This window comes from Pseudomonas tumuqii (assembly GCF_013184545.1).
GTDB lineage: Bacteria > Pseudomonadota > Gammaproteobacteria > Pseudomonadales > Pseudomonadaceae > Aquipseudomonas > Aquipseudomonas tumuqii.
Genome location: NZ_JAAOJA010000002.1, coordinates 208,594 through 226,366, shown reverse-complemented (window position 1 = coordinate 226,366; position 17,773 = coordinate 208,594). Strand labels below are relative to the sequence as shown.

General features: G+C 61.6%; 14 protein-coding genes and 1 tRNA gene. 7 read left to right on the top strand and 8 right to left on the bottom strand.

Features of this window, described 5'->3' with window-relative positions; genetic code table 11:
- Positions 1-53: 53 nt before the first annotated feature.
- Positions 54-1,424, bottom strand: coding sequence for a DUF1329 domain-containing protein (locus G9C89_RS04940; RefSeq protein WP_172145543.1), 1,371 nt, complete (start codon positions 1,422-1,424; stop codon positions 54-56).
- A gap of 26 nt (positions 1,425-1,450) precedes the next feature.
- Entirely contained in the window at positions 1,451-3,070 is a 1,620-nt protein-coding gene (locus G9C89_RS04935) for a DUF1302 domain-containing protein (RefSeq protein ID WP_172145541.1), read from the bottom strand.
- A gap of 540 nt (positions 3,071-3,610) precedes the next feature.
- Here G9C89_RS04935 and G9C89_RS04930 point away from each other — a divergent pair.
- From G9C89_RS04930 to G9C89_RS04900, 7 genes are all read left to right on the top strand, one after another.
- On the top strand, positions 3,611-5,122 hold the full coding sequence (locus G9C89_RS04930) for a CoA-acylating methylmalonate-semialdehyde dehydrogenase (RefSeq protein ID WP_172145539.1): 1,512 nt from the start codon (positions 3,611-3,613) through the stop codon (positions 5,120-5,122).
- A 51-nt stretch (positions 5,123-5,173) separates the two neighbouring features.
- Positions 5,174-5,947 (top strand): enoyl-CoA hydratase, encoded by a 774-nt coding sequence (locus G9C89_RS04925; RefSeq protein ID WP_172145537.1) that lies wholly within the window; start codon positions 5,174-5,176, stop codon positions 5,945-5,947.
- Between the two features lie 27 nt (positions 5,948-5,974).
- Positions 5,975-6,865 (top strand): 3-hydroxyisobutyrate dehydrogenase, encoded by an 891-nt coding sequence (gene mmsB / locus G9C89_RS04920; protein ID WP_172145535.1) that lies wholly within the window; start codon positions 5,975-5,977, stop codon positions 6,863-6,865.
- Positions 6,866-6,867: 2 nt separating this feature from the next.
- A complete protein-coding gene (locus G9C89_RS04915; RefSeq protein ID WP_172145533.1) occupies positions 6,868-7,962 on the top strand; it encodes an enoyl-CoA hydratase/isomerase family protein in 1,095 nt (364 codons plus the stop codon).
- Positions 7,963-7,988: 26 nt separating this feature from the next.
- Positions 7,989-9,140, top strand: a complete 1,152-nt coding sequence (locus G9C89_RS04910) for an acyl-CoA dehydrogenase family protein (RefSeq protein ID WP_172145530.1) — start codon at positions 7,989-7,991, stop codon at positions 9,138-9,140.
- A 69-nt stretch (positions 9,141-9,209) separates the two neighbouring features.
- On the top strand, positions 9,210-9,959 hold the full coding sequence (locus G9C89_RS04905) for an electron transfer flavoprotein subunit beta/FixA family protein (protein WP_172145527.1): 750 nt from the start codon (positions 9,210-9,212) through the stop codon (positions 9,957-9,959).
- Positions 9,959-10,900 carry an electron transfer flavoprotein subunit alpha/FixB family protein gene (locus tag G9C89_RS04900; protein ID WP_172145525.1) on the top strand — a complete coding sequence of 314 codons (942 nt, stop codon included), beginning with the start codon at positions 9,959-9,961 and terminating at the stop codon, positions 10,898-10,900. Before G9C89_RS04905 ends, G9C89_RS04900 begins: the two co-directional genes overlap by 1 nt.
- Before the next feature lie 135 nt (positions 10,901-11,035).
- Here the strand turns inward: G9C89_RS04900 and G9C89_RS04895 are convergent, their stop codons facing one another.
- From G9C89_RS04895 to ltrA, 6 genes are all read right to left on the bottom strand, one after another.
- A complete protein-coding gene (locus G9C89_RS04895) occupies positions 11,036-11,929 on the bottom strand; it encodes a LysR family transcriptional regulator (RefSeq protein ID WP_172145522.1) in 894 nt (297 codons plus the stop codon).
- Between the two features lie 231 nt (positions 11,930-12,160).
- Positions 12,161-12,250 (bottom strand) — tRNA-Ser (locus tag G9C89_RS04890).
- 192 nt (positions 12,251-12,442) lie between these two features.
- The gene (locus G9C89_RS04885; protein WP_172145519.1) at positions 12,443-13,312 is read right to left on the bottom strand and encodes a phosphoribosylaminoimidazolesuccinocarboxamide synthase; all 870 of its coding nucleotides are present in this window, start codon (positions 13,310-13,312) and stop codon (positions 12,443-12,445) included.
- Between the two features lie 84 nt (positions 13,313-13,396).
- A complete protein-coding gene (gene bamC, locus G9C89_RS04880) occupies positions 13,397-14,515 on the bottom strand; it encodes an outer membrane protein assembly factor BamC (protein WP_172145516.1) in 1,119 nt (372 codons plus the stop codon).
- Positions 14,516-14,532: 17 nt separating this feature from the next.
- Positions 14,533-15,411: a 4-hydroxy-tetrahydrodipicolinate synthase gene (gene dapA, locus G9C89_RS04875; RefSeq protein WP_172145513.1), complete on the bottom strand. Its 879-nt coding sequence runs from the start codon at positions 15,409-15,411 to the stop codon at positions 14,533-14,535.
- 155 nt (positions 15,412-15,566) lie between these two features.
- On the bottom strand, positions 15,567-17,300 hold the full coding sequence (ltrA, locus tag G9C89_RS04870) for a group II intron reverse transcriptase/maturase (protein ID WP_172145510.1): 1,734 nt from the start codon (positions 17,298-17,300) through the stop codon (positions 15,567-15,569).
- Positions 17,301-17,773 lie beyond the last annotated feature (473 nt).

The window sequence follows — 17,773 nt, the reverse complement described above, 5'->3', positions numbered from 1 at the left end:
GACTCAGCATGTGGCGCGGCAAAAATGATTGCGCCACGCCACTGCACGGGGCCTTAGCGAATACCGCCGCCAGTCAGTGCCGAGGCTGAGAAGGTATTGGTCGGCACCGGATCAGCGGTATACCAACCGGTTTTACCGGTGGAGTAGGCCTGACGGGTATAGGCGCCACTGGCCAGGTCATACACGGCGAACTGGCCGCTGATATGACCGGCCGACTCGTAGAACGGGAAGGATTCTGACTGCACCACACGGTAGACCTTACCGGTGCTGTCATAGGAGTCGGCCATACCCACGCCGAGGTAATCCTCATCCCAGTAAAGGGTACGAGTCGGGTAGATGTGACGCTTGCCGGGCTTCAGCTTGGCGTCGACCACCCAGACCCGGTGCAACTCCCAGCGCACGCAATCCGGATTGATGAAGTTCGCCGTAAACACCACATCCTTGCCGCACTTGCTCTGATCCTGGATCTTGAACATGTTGTAGGGAATGTACATTTCCTTCTTGCCGACCAGGGTGAAGTCATAGCGGTCGAACGCACCGTAGAATACCGAGGAATCATCCACCGTGCCGATACCCGCACCGGTCGGCGATGGCGTGTCGTAGGCTACGTCCGGCGACAGTTTCACCCGACGCTGACCCACTACATAACTCCAGGCACGACGCGGGTTGGTGAGCATGTTGATGCCATCGTGCAGCACCAGCTTTTCCCCCGCCTTGCGCGCCGGCGCGTTGTAGTCCGCCCGATACATCTCGTTGAGTTCATCACCGACCAGCTTCTCGTTCTGCTTGTCGATCCACAGCGGATATTGGTTCCACTGTTTCCAACCCGCGGTGTTGATCACGGTGCCGTTGGCATCGACCACCGTGGTCATCAGATCGTCGGCACGAAACGCAGCCTGCTCGAACTTGAAGATGCGGTTCCACATGACTTCCTGTCCGCTCTTCGGAATCGGGAACGGTGCACCGGCCCAGCAGTTGCTGACGGACAAGCCTTCCGGGGTCAATTGGCACTCGGTGGCGTTTTTCTTGCTGTTTTCCAGGTAGAAGTCCGGATACCGCGCGGTGCGATGCGTCGGATAGACGTCTATACGGAAATTCGGGTACTTGGCGAACAGCGCCTTGGTGCCCTCGGTCAGTTTGTCCGCGTGCTCGGCCATGTTGGCGGAGGTGATGGTCAACACCACTGGCTCGTCGGCAAACGGATCGGGCCGAATGCCCGGTTTGCTCGGGTCATAGTTGGCCGGTGGCTGAATACCGCCACTGTAAGCGGGGATGGTACCGTCCGCATTGCCGGCGACCTCGGCGCCCCAAGGGGTCAGCGTAGTGCCCAGTTGCTTGGCTTCTTCAGGAGACACGGCGGCCAGCAGCGAACCGCTGACGACCATACCGATGACCGCAGAGAGCAGTTTGATTGTGTGCTGCATCTTGTTTGCCTCTTTTATTGTTGTCATCAGAAGGTGGTCTTCAGTGTCAGGGACAACCAACCACGATCATTCAGCGTGCCGCTGCCATTGAAACCGATGATCTGATCGGTACCCGGCGCCTGGACGTAGTCGCCGAAATAATCGTTGTAGGCCAGGTTGACCTTGTACTGCGAGTAAATGTCGAGTCCCACACCGACGCTCCAGGCTCCGGCGTTCTCGGCTGCGCCCAAGGGTGCTGGCGAGTTGCCCTTGAGGCCCATACCGAAGTTCAGCGGCAGGGTCATGTCGATGCCCGGGAAGACCTGATACCAGGTCGGGGTGAAGGCGACGTTCATGCCCCACGCCTCGTCGCTCACACAGCCACCTTTGGTGCCCAGGGTGCAGCCATGATCCTCGTGCTGGGCCTCGAACTGGGCCTTGGTCGAGCTGCTGACCTTGTCCAGGCGCGAATAGGTCAGCTCGACCAGCAATGGTGCCGAGTCGAACAGCGGAGTCTGGCCGATATAGGCGATCATGTTGACCAGCGCGTGCCAGGTGTCGCCACGCGCGTTACCGGCCAGGGCGGTGTCCTCGCGCCGCGACAGCTCGGCACCGACCGAGACCGAACCGACCAGGCGGTTGTAGCTCAGGCCGTAGAGTTTCACGTCCTCGGCATAGTCGTTGAAGAGCACCCCGGTGACCGGATCGAACACCAGATTGGGCATGCGGTCATCGAACTTGCGGTAGTACAGACCGACGCTGCCGCCCAGGGTATCGGACTGGATCTTCGCGTTGAGGCCGAAGCTGCCCTTGTCGTCGGGGGTCTTGTTGGGCCCGCTGTCCACATCGCCGACGTAGGGCAGACCGCCAAGGACCTGGCCGCCCAACAGGCTGACATCGCTGGCGCCCAGGTAGGTGCCGCCGTCGGGAAAGCGGTGCGGATCCCATTCCATGTAATAGTTGGCCGCCACGCTGATCTTGTCGGTCAGCTGCGCCGAAGCGGACAGCTGGTTCTGCGGCAGGAACAGTTCCTTGGCCTCGATGCCCGGCGTCGAAGTGGCCTTGCGCAGATCCAGCGGCCCCTGACCGTAGGAAATACCATCGCCAATGGTAAACAGTGCCTCGCCCCAATAGAGATTGTGGCGACCCGCGCGAATGTTGAGCGGCACGCTGCCCAGATCGAGCCTGGTGAAGACGAAGGCATCGAGAATTTCGCCGGAGCGCTTGTAGTAGCGCTCCACGTCGCTGGTGAACCTGTTGTTCGGGTAGGGCGAATCGCCGAACACGGGATTGAACTTGACCTTGTCATCGTATTCGAAGTCGTTCCAACCCGCCGCCGACACACGGAAGCCGTGGTCATCCTTATAGATGAAGTCGAACTCGCTGAAGATGTCGACACGGTTGGTCACCATATCGCCCTTGTCGTGGGACAGGGTCGACGAATTGAAGACGGCGGAGTTCACCAGGTTCTTGTCGCGCCCTTCAACCCGCCAGCCAGCGTTGTACTTCAGGGTGTTGTCCCAACGCACGGCCAGGTCCGGGTTACCCACGTCGATGCTGAATGCACTGGCTGGCTGGGTTGCAAGCGCCAGCGCCGCCGCACTGATCGCCGTCGCCAGGTGCACCCTGACAAACCTCTCCACCTTCGTTTTTTTATTCTTATTCATTGGATTCTCCGAACTGAGTTGAGTCGGCAGTCGATCAAGTGTACCGACATATTAAAACCAGCATGATCGTTTTAATTTATCTATTTCTTCCTACACCTTTGCTTGTTTCAACCCTGGCTCGGTGCTGACCGGCCGTTTTATCGATCTCTCGATGTGCTCGAACCGCGGCAAACGGGAGCTCTCATCTACGATTTATTAAAAACCAACAAGGCGGTTTTTTATTAAGCTACACCCGCATCAGCCAATGCACAAGCCACTCAACACAAGAATTTTCAGGATCCGTACGGTGCCAACAAGCGCGGCCTGAACAACTGGCCCCTCCGCTTGGCGCTGTTGGCCAATCAGGGCCCCTCGCCACGCGATGCGCCTAACCCAGACGGCAGCTTGTAAAAAAGAGCCAAGTGTCCGTGCAAAAACGCACAACAAATCTGCACATCCACCTATTTAATAAAGCAAATATGCACTGATAGTCTGTTTGCATGCTCGCTCTATGGCCGAGTTGGCCGAGCCCTTACAACAAATCACCAGGCGGAGTGCCTCATGACGACTCAAAGCTCGATTCCCACCGTCAAACTGCTGATCGGCGGCCAACTGGTCGAATCCAAGACCACCCAATGGCGCGACGTGGTCAATCCGGCCACCCAGGAAGTCCTGGCCCGTGTGCCCTTCGCTACCATTGAGGAAATGAATGCCGCGGTGGCCAGCGCCAAGGAAGCCTTCAAGACCTGGCGCAAGACGCCGATCGGCGCCCGTGCGCGGGTCTTCCTCAAGTATCAGCAACTGATCCGCGAGAACATGAAGGAGCTGGCGGCGATCCTCACCGCCGAACAGGGCAAGACCCTGCCAGACGCCGAAGGTGACGTGTTCCGCGGTCTGGAAGTGGTCGAGCATGCGGCCAGCATCGGCAACCTGCAGCTCGGCGAGCTGGCCAATAACGTCGCCGGTGGCGTCGACACCTACACCCTGCTGCAGCCGCTGGGCGTGTGCGCCGGCATCACCCCGTTCAACTTCCCGGCAATGATTCCGCTGTGGATGTTCCCGATGGCCATCGCCACCGGCAACACCTTTGTGCTCAAGCCGTCCGAGCAGGACCCGATGGTGACCATGCGCCTGGCCGAACTGGCCATGGAAGCAGGGGTTCCGCCAGGCGTGCTCAACGTGATTCACGGTGGCGTCGATGCGGTCAACCTGATCTGCGATCACCCGGACATCAAGGCAGTGTCCTTCGTCGGCTCGACCAAGGTCGGCACCCACGTCTACAACCGCGCCACCCAGAACGGCAAGCGCGCGCAATGCATGATGGGCGCGAAGAACCACGCCATCGTGCTGCCAGACGCGAACAAGGCGCAGACCCTGAACAACCTGCTCGGCGCCGCCTTCGGTGCCGCCGGCCAGCGCTGCATGGCGCTGCCGGTGGTGATCCTGGTCGGCGAGGCACAACAGTGGCTGCCGGAGCTGGTCGAGAAGACCAAGACCCTGAAGATCAGCGGTGGCGCCGAGCCAGGCACCGATATCGGCCCGGTGGTGTCCTGCTCGGCGCTGGACCGGATCGGCAGCCTGATCGCCACCGGCATCGGCGAAGGCGCCACGCTGGTACTGGATGGCCGCAACCCAGAGGTGGTCGGCTACACCCAGGGCAACTTCGTCGGCCCGACCATCTTCTCCGACGTGACCACGGAGATGAGCATCTACCGCGAAGAGATCTTCGGCCCGGTCCTCTGCGTCTTGCACGCCGACACCCTGAACGATGCCATCGAGCTGATCAACGCCAACCCGAACGGTAACGGCACGGCCCTGTTCACCCGCTCCGGCGCCGCCGCAAGGCACTTCCAGGAAGAAATCGACGTCGGCCAGGTCGGCATCAACGTGCCGATTCCGGTGCCGGTCCCGCTGTTCTCCTTCAGCGGTTCGCGCGCGTCCAAGCTCGGCGACCTCGGTCCGTACGGTAAGCAGGTGGTGCAGTTCTATACCCAGACCAAGACCATCACCCAGCGCTGGTTCGACGAAGACGAAGTCAGCGGCGCCGTCAACACCACCATCACCCTGAAATAAACCGCCAGGCAGGCGCCAGCCTGGCGCCTGCCTGACTCAGGAGTCTGCGTCATGCAATTTGAAACCCTGCTACTCGAGGTGCAAGGACGTGTTGGGCTAATCACCCTGAACCGCCCGCAAGCGCTGAACGCGCTCAACAGCCAACTGATCTCCGAGCTGAACCTGGCACTGGACCAGCTGGAGAAGGATCCGCAGATCGGCTGCACGGTTCTCACTGGTTCGGCCAAGGCCTTCGCCGCCGGTGCCGATATCAAGGAAATGACCGAGCTGACCTTCCCCCAGGTGTTCCTCGACGACTTCTTCTCCAGCGCCGACCGCATTGCCAGCCGACGCAAACCGCTGATCGCCGCCGTCGCCGGTTATGCCCTGGGCGGCGGTTGTGAACTGGCGCTGATGTGCGACTTCATCTACGCCGCCGACAACGCCAAGTTCGGTCAGCCGGAAATCAACCTCGGCGTGCTCCCCGGGATCGGCGGCACCCAGCGCCTGACCCGCGCCCTGGGCAAGGCCAAGGCCATGGAGATGTGCCTGACCGGCCGCCAGATGGACGCCCAGGAAGCCGAGCGCGCCGGTCTGGTTGCCCGCGTACTACCAGCCGACAGCCTGCTGGAAGAAACCCTCAAGGCCGCCCATGCCATCGCGGAAAAATCATTGCCGAGCAGCATGCTGGTCAAGGAATGCATCAACCGCGTGTTCGAGGGCGGCCTCAGCGAAGGCGTGCGCTTCGAGCGTCGGGTATTCCACTCGATATTCGCCACCGCCGATCAGAAGGAAGGCATGAGCGCCTTCGTCGAGAAACGCGCCGCGCAGTTCAAGCACTGCTGACGCCACCCCATTTAGCGAGGATCCACCATGCACATAGGTTTTCTAGGGCTCGGCAACATGGGCGGCCCGATGGCCCTCAATCTGCTCAAGGCTGGCCACAGCCTGACGGTATTCGACTTGTCGCCGGCCTCGCTGGCACGCCTGGTCGAGGCCGGCGCCACCGCCGCCGCCTCGCCGGCCGCCATCGCCCAGAGCGACGCCGAACTGATCATCAGCATGCTGCCCGCCGCTGCGCATGTGAAGTCCGTGTACCTGGGCGACAACGGCCTGCTGGCCCATGTACAGCCTGGCGTCCTGCTGATCGACTGCTCGACCATCGACCCGCTCAGCGCCCGTGAAGTGGCCAAGGCTGCCACCGAACACGGCAACCCCATGCTCGACGCGCCGGTTTCCGGCGGCACCGGCGGCGCGACTGCCGGCACCCTGACCTTTATGGTCGGTGGCTCGCTTGCCGACTTCGACCGCGCCCAGCCGATTCTTGCGGCCATGGGCAAGAACATCGTGCACTGCGGCGACACCGGCAACGGCCAGGTGGCCAAGGTCGCCAACAACATGCTGCTCGGCATCTCCATGATCGGCGTCGCCGAAGCCATGGCCCTCGGCGTGTCCCTGGGGATGGATGCCAGCGTCCTGGCCGGCATCATCAACACTTCCAGCGGCCGCTGCTGGAGCTCGGACAGCTACAACCCCTTCCCCGGCGTGCTGGAAACTGCGCCGGCCACCCGTGGCTACAGCGGCGGTTTCGGTACCGATCTGATGCTCAAGGACCTCGGCCTGGCCAGCGAAGCGGCCAAGCAGGTCGGTCAGCCGGTGATCCTCGGCGCCCTCGCCCAGCAGCTCTACCAGAGCTTCAGTGCCCAGGGGAATGGCGGCCTGGATTTCTCCGCAATCATCAACCTGTACCGCAAGGACGCCTGAACATGAGCGATGTCGAAGCGCCCGTTCTGGCGGCAGTCCGCAATCGCATCGGCCACCTGACGCTGAATCGTCCGGCCGGCCTGAATGCCCTGACCCTGCCCATGGTGCGTCTGCTCCTGCAGCAGTTGCATGCCTGGGAACAGGATCCGCAAATCGTCGCCGTGGTGTTGCGCGCCGCCGGCGAGAAAGCCTTCTGTGCGGGCGGCGACATTCGCATGCTTTACGACAGCCACAAGTCAGGCAACAACCAGCACGAGATCTTCCTCGAAGAGGAATATGCCCTCGACGAATACATCCACACCTACCCCAAACCGATCATGGCGCTGATGGACGGCTTCGTCCTCGGCGGCGGCATGGGTCTGGCGCAGGGTGCCACGCTGCGGGTGATTACCGAACGCACGCGCATGGGCATGCCGGAAGTGGGTATCGGCTTCTACCCGGATGTCGCTGGCAGCTATTTTCTGCCGCGCCTGCCCGGCGAGCTGGGCATCTACCTGGGCGTCAGCGGCATCCAGGTACGCGCCGCCGATGCCCTTTACGCGCGCCTGGCTGACTGGTGCATCACCAGCGAGCAGATTGCCGAACTGGATCGCTGCCTCGACAGCATGAGCTGGACCAGCCATCCCCGGGAAGCCTTGCGCACCCTGCTCGCCACCCTCGCCGTGAGCAAGCTGCCGGGCTCGGAGCTCAAGGCCTTGCGTCCGGCCATCGACGAGTACTTCGCCCTGCCCGACCTGGCGTCGATACGCGCGGCACTGCTGACAGAAAGCCGTCCAGAGTTTCAGGACTGGGCCGAGGAAACCGTCAAGGTGCTCGACAGCCGCTCGCCGCTGGCCATGGCCGTGACCCTGGAACTGTTGCGCCGCGGGCGCAACCTGCCGCTGGCCGACTGCTTCGCCCAGGAACTGCACCTGGACTACCAGTGGTTCGACAAGGGCGACCTGATGGAAGGCGTGCGCGCACTGATCATCGACAAGGACAAGAACCCACGCTGGAACCCAGCCACCCTGGCAGAACTTGACCCCGCACGGGTGCAGGCCTTCTTCGCCGGCTTCAAGCCCTCCCCTGGCAAATCCCGGCGCACAGTCAGCGCCTGAGCCCCACAGAACAAGAGAGATACCCGATGCACGACCTCGAACTGAGTGAAGAGCAACGCATGATCCGCGACATGGCCCGCGACTTCGCCCGTCGCGAAATCGCGCCCAAGGCCCAGGCCATGGAGAAAGCCGGCTGGATCGATGACGCCCTGGTGGCCCAGATGGGCGAGTTGGGCCTGCTCGGCATGGTGGTGCCCGAAGAATGGGGCGGCAGCTACATCGATTACGTCGCCTATGCCCTGGCCGTAGAGGAAATCTCGGCCGGCGACGGCGCCGTCGGGGCGCTGATGAGCATCCATAACTCGGTCGGTTGCGGCCCGATCCTGAATTTCGGCACCCAGGCGCAGAAGGATTTCTGGCTCGCGGATCTGGCCAGCGGCCAGGCGATTGGCTGCTTCTGCCTGACCGAGCCGCAGGCTGGCTCCGAAGCCAACAACCTGCGCACCCGTGCCGAGCTGCGCGATGGCCAATGGGTACTGAATGGCGCCAAGCAGTTCGTCAGCAACGGCAAACGCGCCAAGCTGGCCATCGTCTTCGCCGTCACCGACCCGGAACTGGGCAAGAAAGGCCTGTCGGCCTTCCTGGTGCCGACCGACACCCCGGGCTTCACGGTCGACCGCAGCGAACACAAGATGGGCATCCGCGCCTCCGACACCTGCGCGGTGACCTTGAGCGATTGCACCATCCCCGAAGCCAACCTGCTCGGCCCGCGCGGTAAAGGCTTGTCGATCGCCCTGTCCAACCTGGAAGGCGGCCGCATCGGCATCGCCGCCCAGGCCCTGGGCATCGCCCGCGCGGCCTTCGACGCCGCCCTGGGTTATTCCCGCGAGCGAATCCAGTTCGGCAAACCGATTGGCGAGCACCAGAGCATCGCCAACCTGCTCGCCGACATGCACACCCAGCTCAATGCCGCGCGCCTGCTGATCCTGCATGCGGCACGCCTGAAGAGCGCCGGGCATCCCTGCCTGTCGCAGGCCTCGCAGGCCAAGTTGTTCGCCTCGGAGATGGCCGAGCGGGTGTGTTCCAAGGCGGTACAGATCCACGGTGGCTACGGTTACCTGGAGGACTACCCGGTGGAGCGCTACTACCGCGACGCGCGCATCACCCAGATCTACGAAGGCTCAAGCGAAATCCAGCGTTTGCTGATCGCCCGAGAGCTGGCCAACTACCCGCTGTAATCCCCTTTTGCGCACGGCACGCCCTTACCTGGGCAGCCTGCGCTTTTTTATTCGATGAAGAGAGGCCCCATGAGAGTTCTGGTCGCGATCAAACGAGTGGTCGACTACAACGTCAAGGTTCGCGTCAAGGCGGACAACAGCGGCGTTGATCTTGCCAACGTCAAGATGTCGATGAATCCCTTCTGCGAAATCGCCGTGGAAGAAGCGGTACGCCTGAAAGAAAAAGGCGTAGCCAGCGAAATCGTCGTGGTGTCGATCGGTCCGACTGCTGCTCAAGAGCAGCTGCGTACCGCGCTGGCCCTGGGCGCCGATCGCGCCATCCTGGTCGAGTCGAATGACGAGCTGAATTCCCTGGCCGTGGCCAAGCTGCTCAAGGCGGTGGTCGACAAGGAGCAGCCGCAGCTGGTGATCCTCGGCAAACAAGCGATCGACAGCGACAACAACCAGACCGGGCAGATGCTCGCCGCCCTGAGCGGTTACGCGCAAGGTACCTTCGCCTCCAAGGTGGAAGTGGCGGGCGACAAGGTCAACGTGACTCGCGAAGTCGACGGCGGCCTGCAGACCGTGGCATTGAACCTGCCGGCGATCGTCACCACCGACCTGCGTTTGAACGAGCCGCGCTATGCCTCCCTGCCGAATATCATGAAGGCCAAGAAGAAGCCGCTGGAAGTGGTCACCCCTGAAGCCCTGGGCGTTGCCACCACCTCCACCGTGAAGACCCTGAAAGTCGAAGCGCCTGCTACCCGCAGCGCCGGGATCAAGGTCAAGTCGGTCGCGGAACTGGTCGAGAAACTGAAGAACGAAGCGAAGGTAATCTAATGACTATCCTGGTTGTTGCAGAGCACACCAATGCGGCCCTGGCGCCTGCCACCCTGAATACCGTTGCTGCGGCCCTGAAAATGGGCGGTGATGTGCACCTACTGGTGGCCGGTAGCGGTTGCGCCGCTGCCGCCGAAGCCGCGGCCAAAGTCGCCGGCGTGGCCAAGGTGCTGGTGGCCGACAACGCCGCCTTCGCCCACCAGCTGCCTGAGAATGTCGCCCCTTTAGTGGCAAGCCTGGTGATCGCGCAGCGCACGATTTACAGCCATGTATTGGCTGCCGCCACCAGCAACGGCAAGAACATCCTGCCGCGGGTCGCCGCTGCGCTGGACGTCGATCAGATCTCCGAAATCATCGCAGTGGAAAGCACCGATACCTTCAAGCGACCGATCTATGCCGGTAACGCCATCGCCACCGTGCAGTCCAGCGCTGCCGTGAAAGTCATCACCGTGCGTGCCACCGGTTTCGACCCGGTGACTGCCGAAGGCGGCAGCGCTGCCGTTGAAGCCGTGATGGCTGGCGGCGATGCCGGCAAGTCGGCGTTCGTCGGCGAAGAACTGGCCAAGTCCGATCGTCCGGAACTGACTGCTGCCAAGATCGTCGTGTCCGGCGGCCGCGGCATGCAGAACGGCGATAACTTCAAGCATCTGTACGCCCTGGCCGACAAGCTCGGCGCGGCAGTCGGTGCTTCGCGCGCCGCGGTCGACGCCGATTTCGTGCCCAACGACATGCAGGTCGGTCAGACCGGCAAGATCGTCGCGCCGCAGCTGTACATCGCCGTCGGTATCTCCGGCGCGATCCAGCACCTGGCCGGCATGAAGGACTCCAAGGTGATAGTCGCGATCAACAAGGACGAAGAGGCGCCGATCTTCCAGGTGGCCGATTACGGCCTGGTGGCGGATCTGTTCGAGGTCGTACCTGAGCTGGAAAAGCTGCTCTAAGGTCACCCGGCCAAGCGATGCCCTTTGTCGGAGCCAGCTTGCTGGCGATCTCTGATGCCCGCGGCAGATCGCCAGAATACCGATCCACCCCAAGCTGTCTCCTGGCTGCCGCAGCAGTCAGGAGACAGCTGCCTGCTAACGCCCCATCATCAGATCCTGATTTTGCTGCGCCATCTCGCGCAGAAAGTCCCAGGTCACACGGATGCGCGCCAGGTCCTTGCCTTCCACCGGCATCAGCATCCAGAAGGTGCGGATGAACTCGACCTGATCGGCGAGGATCTCCTGAAGCTGCGGCACCCTACGCGCGGAAAAACTGGGCAGAATGGCGATGCCGGCACCGGCAATGGCGGCGTTCTGCTGGGCCAGGATACTGGTGCTGCGCAGGGCGATCTGCAGCGGTTTGCCGATCTCATCCAGGTAATGCAGCTCCTTGCTGTAGAGCAGATCCTCGATATAGCTGACGAAGGTGTGCTGGCGCAGATCCTCGCGGCTGTGGATCGGCGGATGGCTGTCGAGGTACTCCGTCGAGGCGTACAACCGCAGACAGTAATCGGTCAGTTTGGTGATGATGTAGGGGCCGCGCTCCGGGCGCTCCAGAGTGATCACGATATCCGCCTCGTGCCGCGCGAGACGCACCATGCGCGGCACGGCAAGCAGGTCGAGACCCAGATTGGGATGGCGCTTGGACAAGGACGCCAATTGTCCAGCCAGCAGTTCAACCCCATAGCCTTCGGTAGCGCCAATGCGCACCAGGCCGGAAACACCTCCTCCCCCACCCTCGCCATCACCCTGCTCGATTGACAGGTAAGCACTCTCCATCGCCTCCACCTGCGACAACAAGCGCCGGCCAACCTCCGTCAGGCTGTAGCCGGCACCACCGCGAATGAACAGTGGCTGGCCCAGGCTCTTCTCCAGCGCCTGCACGCGGCGCGCTACCGTGGTGTGATCGACCCCCAGACGACGAGCCGCCGCGGTCAACTTGCCCGCCCTCGACAGCTCGAGGAAGTAACGCAGATTGTCCCAGTCCATCGCTTGATTCCCGTGCAAAAGCCCTGTGCAAAAATACACAATTCACGTGCATCTAGCTGCATCTAAATAGCTGTTTCACACAGGCACGACGGCATCCCGAATTTGGCTGCAGGCTATAGGTAAACAGGCGCCCTATAGGTAAGCAGGCGCCGGATTTGGCATAGCCGGCACTCCAGAAACGCAAAAGCCCCTGAAGTCTTTATAGACGTCAGGGGCTTAGCGTTACATGTATGGCGGGAAGATAGGGATTTGAACCCTAGGTGCTATCGCTAACACAACGGATTTCGAATCCGTCCCGTTCGGCCACTCCGGCATCTTCCCGTGGCGGCGCGCATGATAGCAGCACAAGCGCGTTTGGCGAAGCCCAATCGGTAGAATTTTTCGCATGCTTTCAGATGCTTGCGCTGGCACCTTGGGTGCGCGTGCCTGGAAGCGCCCCGCGCGCTATCGAGGAGCAGGAGCTTCGCGGCTGAAGCCGCTCCTCCCCCAGTCGTTGTGCTGCACAGCGGTCGATCAGGCGGTCAGCCGGGTCAGCGCCTCGCGGTATTTGTCGGCGGTCTTCTGCGCGACCTCGGCCGGTACGGCGGGGGCCGGTGGCTCCTTGTTCCAGCCGGTGGATTCCAGCCAGTCACGCACGAACTGCTTGTCGAAGCTCGGCGGGTTCTTGCCTTCGACGTAGCTGTCGGCCGGCCAGAAGCGGCTGGAGTCGGGGGTCAGCACTTCGTCCATCAGGGTCAGGGTACCGTTTTCGTCCAGGCCGAACTCGAACTTGGTGTCGGCGATGATGATGCCGCGGGTGGCGGCGTACTCGACGGCGGCGCTGTACAGGGCGATGGCGGTATCACGCACCTGGGCGGCCAGTTCGGCACCGATGATCGCGGCGCACTGCTCGAAGGAGATGTTCTCGTCGTGGTCGCCAACGGCGGCCTTGGTCGAGGGGGTGAAGATCGGTTGCGGCAGCTTGGAGGCTTCCTGCAACCCGGCGGGCAGCTGGATGCCGCAGATGGTGCCGCTGTTCTGGTATTCCTTCCAGCCGGAGCCGGCGATGTAACCGCGCACGATGGCTTCCACGGCAACCGGCTTGAGGCGCTTGGCGACTACTGCGCGGCCTTCCACCAGTGGCAACTCGGCGGCCGGCACCACATCTTCGACCTTGTCGCCGGTGAAGTGGTTGGGCACCAGGCCGGCCAGCTTGTCGAACCAGAAGTTGGAAATCGCGGTGAGGATCTTGCCCTTGTCCGGAATCGGCTCGGCGAGGATCACGTCGAACGCCGAGAGACGGTCGGTGGCGACCATCAGCATGCGCTTGTCGTCGATTTCGTAGAGGTCGCGGACTTTACCCGAGTAGATTTTCTTCAGGCTCAGGGTCGCAGGAGTGGTCATATCGGGATTTCCGCCTTTAGCAAACGAAACAGGCGAAACCCGCCGGGTTTCGCCTATTGGTATCACAGCTGTGCATACAGCCGATTAGCCGAGATTTTCCTGGATCAGGCCGAGGATGCGGCGCGCCACATCGGCCGGGGCAATGGTATTCAGGTCTTTTTCCACGGTGACCTGGACGCTGTCACCCACCGGCGTCAGGCGCACCTGGTAACGCTCGGCACGCGCATCGATTTCTTCCTTGTCCGGCTCGCCACCGAACAGGCCAGCGAAGAAGCCCGGCTCTTCGTCCTTCTTCTGTGCACCTTCGGCCAGGTTGATGTAGTACACACCGAGGCTACGGTTGAGGTCGTCGATGCGCACATCGGCCATTTCCAGGGAGCGACCGACACCGGACCAGGCGCGATCGAAATCGGCACCTAGGTTCAATACCGGGTTGCCGTTACCGTCTTCTGACAGGCTGACGCGGCTCGGCGCATCGAAGTCGCGGGCGGCCAGCAGCGATACGGAACCGCCCTGCTCGGCACTGCGCGCCATGCTCACCAGCATTTCGTCGAGCAGCGCGGCTTCCAGGCTGGCATTGCCGCTACCGCTGGCGAAGGCCACATCGGCGCTGCTGCCAGCTGGACGCTCGGCACTGAGCACGAAGACTTCGCTGGTATTGCGTTGCACGCCTGGCTCGATACGCACCCGCACGCGGGTTTCGGCATCTGCCGCCACGCCCGACACACGACTGCTCAAACGCTGCGCCATGGCCGCGGAGAGCTGATCGAAGCGCTGCCACTCGGTGACGAATTCGCCGGTCTGCGGACGCTCGTCGGCAATCCGGAAGCCGTTGTCTTCGAAGAATTGACGGGCGACTGGCCAGACTTCGGCCGGCACGCGCTGGGCGATCAGCCAACGCGACTCGCCGCTTTTCTGCAGGCTGAACTCGCTGGCATCGGCACGCACGGCCAGCGCCTGCGGTCGCGGGACTTCGTATTTACCCTCGACCGTGCTGCTGGCAACCTGCGGCGGCACCGGCAACAACGGATCGAGGCGCTTGGATACAACGTTCGCCGGCAACTGCATGGGCGCAGTTTGCCGGGCAGTGAGGTAGTCGCTGCCGCGATCGCGGAAATAGCCATCTTCACCATAGATCCAGCCACAACCGCTGGTGCTGGAGATGATCAGAGCAAGTGCGGAGAGTCCGCCCAGTCGCTTCATGCGTAGTATTTCCTCGATTAAACCAATACGCCGGTCTGGCGCAGGGCCTGACGCAGCGGTTCATGACAACGCGGGCTGAGCCAGGTCAGCGGCAAGCGGATACCGTCCGGCATCATGCCCATTTCATGCAGGGCGAATTTCACCGGTATCGGGTTGGACTCGATAAACAGCGCCTTGTGCAGTGGCATCAGACGATCATTGATGGCGCGCGCAGTAACGGCGTCGCCAGCCATGGCGGCGGCGCACATTTCGGCCATGGCGCGCGGCGCGACGTTGGCGGTCACCGAGATATTGCCCTTGCCGCCAATCAGCATCAGTTCGACGGCGGTAGCGTCATCGCCGGAATACACCAGGAAATCCTTGCTCACCCGATCCAGTACTTCCTGGCCGCGCTGCAGGTCGCCGGTGGCTTCCTTGATCCCGATGATGTTGGCGATCTTCGACAGACGCTCGACCGTTTCCGGCAGCATGTCGCACACGGTGCGCCCCGGCACGTTGTAGAGAATCTGCGGAATGGCCACCGACTCGGCGATATGCCTGAAGTGTAGATACAAGCCTTCCTGGGTCGGCTTATTGTAATAAGGCGTGACCAACAGGCAGGCATCGGCGCCCACATCCTTGGCGGCGCGCGTCAGTTCGACCGATTCGCGCGTGGAATTGCCACCCGTACCGGCGATCACCGGAATGCGGCCGGCGACCTGATCGACCACACGTCGGATTACTTCGATGTGTTCGGACACTTCCAACGTGGCCGACTCGCCGGTGGTACCGACCGCGACGATGGCGTTGGTGCCCTCTTGCAGGTGGAAATCCACCAGTTTGCTCAGGCTGTCCCAATCGAGACCACCTTGCGCATCCATGGGCGTGACCAGTGCCACCATACTGCCCGCAATCATGCAACCACTCCTGCCGGAAAAAGTCGGGTAGCCCTGAGATCATTACTGATCCAGGGCCCCCGAAGAACCGTACGTGCGGCTTTCACCGCATACGGCTCAGGTTCACGTAAAGCCAGCCTAATGCTGGCCGGTAACTTTGGAGCGCGATCTTAGCACTACAGACCGCTATATCGAAGAGTCACCTTGAGTTGCTGACTGTGGGCCAGCGCATGACAGTTGGGGTGAAGCAGCACGCGATTGCTCAGAATGTCCGAACCGCCGTCCACTCGTCTGATGACGTGGTGGTCGTGCCAGCCGGTTTCCTTGCTGATCGCTTGCCCACAATGGGCACAGAGGCCCTTCTGCCTGCGAAAGATGCTGAGAATCTGCCCCCGATAACGCAGCTTGTGCTGCATCCGTTGGACTCTCAGTGCCTCCCACTTCAGCTCGTGCTCCGCGTCGTAGGGCTGATACTCACCCGACAGACGCTTGTGGCGCACGATTGCGGTTTCCGCCAAATTGTACAACCGGCGAAATTTCTTCTCACCCTTGCCATTCTTGTAGGGATGCGCGAACACCCAGTTTTGCCCGCCAACGGATCGGAAGTATTTATTCCTGATCCACCCAGCAGACTTTTTCGAGTGCCTACGCTTCGCCCACCTCCAGAGTCGCCAATGGATCAGATGATCCAGCTTGCTGAAGGTTTCCTTTGCCACGACCGGGGAGTGGTATTGCGCCCACCCCTTCAGTACCGGGTTCAGCTGGCCGATCAACGCTTCCTGCGTCATGGCTCCGCTGTTCTTGATGATCTCCCGCACCTTCCGATAAAACGCCGAGGCGTTCTTCTTCGAGGGTTTGATCAACAGCTTGGCCTTCCTGTACGGCGATTTCGGCACGTACTTCCTGAAGTTCCACCCGAGAAAATCGAAGCCTTCGGTGATACATACGATCTGCGTTTTCTCCTGGGACAGCGCAACCCCTCGTACCGACAGGAATTGTTCCACCCAAGGTTTGATCTCGCTTTCCAGCAACTCTTTCGAGTCCGCCAGAATCACGAAATCATCCGCATAGCGCACCACCTGAACCTTGGTCTTCTTGGCCTTTTTGATTCCCAGCATCTGCGCCAGATGGCCTTTCAGCGAGGTTTCCAGACCATTAAGAGTGGCGTTTGCCAGGCAGGGGGAGATGATCCCTCCCTGCGGCGTCCCGGCCTCCGTGGCCATGATTTGTCGCCGGTCGATCACCCCGGCCTTCAACCACTTGCGCAGCACCGCCCTGTCCATCGGGACATTTCGGCACAGCCACTCGTGGTTGATATTGTCGAAGAACCCCTTGATGTCCCCCTCCAGAATCCATACCGGCGCCACTTGCGGCGCCAGTAGGTGAAAGATCTCCACCATCGCATCGGCGGTCGAGCGGTCAGGCCGGAAGCCGTAACTTCTCGGATCACTGTTGCTCTCCACCACGGGTTCTAGTGCTTGCAGATAAAGCGCCTGCATGGCCCGATCCAACATCGTCGGGATACCCAATGGGCGCTTCTCCTGCTTGCCTGGCTTCGGAATCCATACCCGCCGCAGCGGTCTGGGCCGATAACCCCGTTTTTTCGACAGACGCATCACGGCGTGGAGCTTGGCTTGGGGCGAGCCCCAGGTTTCTCCGTCGACGCCCGGGGTCTTGCGACCCCGGTTCTCCGTCACTCGTCGCACAGCCAAACAACGGCCGTGAAACGAGTGGGTCAGCATCCGTTGCAGGCGTTTAACCCTGCGCCAGTCGCCTTCCCGTGTTGCCTGCGCAATCTTTAGCTGCGTTTTCCGAACAGAGGTCTGAACCTTGGCCCAATCGAGATCGTGCCAGTTCATTGCTCCGTCGAAGGACGCAGGCGTAACCGGTGTTGCTGGTTGCGCTTTCATACAGTCCTCCTGAAGTATTTACAGACCATCAGGACGGACTCTTCCCTAGGGGCAGAATCCACCCCTAGGGTCGTTATTACGCTGGAATCAGCGGCTCTTGTTGCGCTCGTAAACCAGATGCACGTCAGCCAGGGTTGTCCCTGCCGGTAATGTTTCAACCGGTATGCCACCCATTACAGGCGGCCATTCGCTTCTTGCATCGTCCTATTCCCCACACCCATCAGCGCTCCTTGCGGTTTGCCTGCCGCGCCGATGTTGCTGGCAAGGCGGGTGGTCGGGATTGCCACGTTCCCCGAGTCGCATCGATTCCCCGTTTAGGCTTCGTCTTTCCCCCGGCAGTTGTGATGGCACCGCATCACTTACTCCCAATGTGATGACCAACTGCATTGCCGTTTTGGCTGGGGCCGATAATTGCCGTAGGCCCGTTCATTATCACGAGGGTTCTGTCGACGATTCACATGCGTTAGCCATGC

Coding starts and splice junctions, on each gene's coding strand:
- G9C89_RS04940 (WP_172145543.1), bottom strand. CDS start 1,424: ATGCAGCACACAATCAAACTGCTCTCTGCGGTCATCGGTATGGTCGTC.
- G9C89_RS04935 (WP_172145541.1), bottom strand. CDS start 3,070: ATGAATAAGAATAAAAAAACGAAGGTGGAGAGGTTTGTCAGGGTGCAC.
- G9C89_RS04930 (WP_172145539.1), top strand. CDS start 3,611: ATGACGACTCAAAGCTCGATTCCCACCGTCAAACTGCTGATCGGCGGC.
- G9C89_RS04925 (WP_172145537.1), top strand. CDS start 5,174: ATGCAATTTGAAACCCTGCTACTCGAGGTGCAAGGACGTGTTGGGCTA.
- mmsB (WP_172145535.1), top strand. CDS start 5,975: ATGCACATAGGTTTTCTAGGGCTCGGCAACATGGGCGGCCCGATGGCC.
- G9C89_RS04915 (WP_172145533.1), top strand. CDS start 6,868: ATGAGCGATGTCGAAGCGCCCGTTCTGGCGGCAGTCCGCAATCGCATC.
- G9C89_RS04910 (WP_172145530.1), top strand. CDS start 7,989: ATGCACGACCTCGAACTGAGTGAAGAGCAACGCATGATCCGCGACATG.
- G9C89_RS04905 (WP_172145527.1), top strand. CDS start 9,210: ATGAGAGTTCTGGTCGCGATCAAACGAGTGGTCGACTACAACGTCAAG.
- G9C89_RS04900 (WP_172145525.1), top strand. CDS start 9,959: ATGACTATCCTGGTTGTTGCAGAGCACACCAATGCGGCCCTGGCGCCT.
- G9C89_RS04895 (WP_172145522.1), bottom strand. CDS start 11,929: ATGGACTGGGACAATCTGCGTTACTTCCTCGAGCTGTCGAGGGCGGGC.
- G9C89_RS04885 (WP_172145519.1), bottom strand. CDS start 13,312: ATGACCACTCCTGCGACCCTGAGCCTGAAGAAAATCTACTCGGGTAAA.
- bamC (WP_172145516.1), bottom strand. CDS start 14,515: ATGAAGCGACTGGGCGGACTCTCCGCACTTGCTCTGATCATCTCCAGC.
- dapA (WP_172145513.1), bottom strand. CDS start 15,411: ATGATTGCGGGCAGTATGGTGGCACTGGTCACGCCCATGGATGCGCAA.
- ltrA (WP_172145510.1), bottom strand. CDS start 17,300: ATGAAAGCGCAACCAGCAACACCGGTTACGCCTGCGTCCTTCGACGGA.